Source organism: Pseudomonas sp. Kh14, from assembly GCF_900291005.1.
Lineage (GTDB): Bacteria > Pseudomonadota > Gammaproteobacteria > Pseudomonadales > Pseudomonadaceae > Aquipseudomonas > Aquipseudomonas alloputida.
Window position 1 is genome coordinate 1 of record NZ_OLKJ01000288.1, and the last position, 240, is coordinate 240.

Annotated in this window: 1 pseudogene; it reads right to left on the reverse strand. The window is 61.7% G+C overall.

The window, feature by feature from the left end:
- Nucleotides 1–23 precede the first annotated feature (23 nt).
- Nucleotides 24–240, reverse strand: a pseudogene (locus tag FQ668_RS28150) (ABC transporter ATP-binding protein); the annotation flags it as partial.

Sequence of the window (240 nt, forward strand, 5' to 3'; positions counted from 1 at the left end):
GATCTACTGAATCCGACCGGCGCTCAGCCTTCCAGCTCTTCCCAGCGTGCGTACGCGGCATCCAGTTCAGCCTGCACCTTGGCCAGCTGCTGGGTGTGCGCGGTCACTTCGGCGCTGCTGCGCGTGTAGAACGACGGATCGTTCATTGCCGAGGTAAGCCCTTCGACATCGCCTTCCAGCTTTTCGATCGTCTTCGGCAGCTGTTCCAGCTCACGCGCTTCCTTGTAGGCGAGCTTGCGC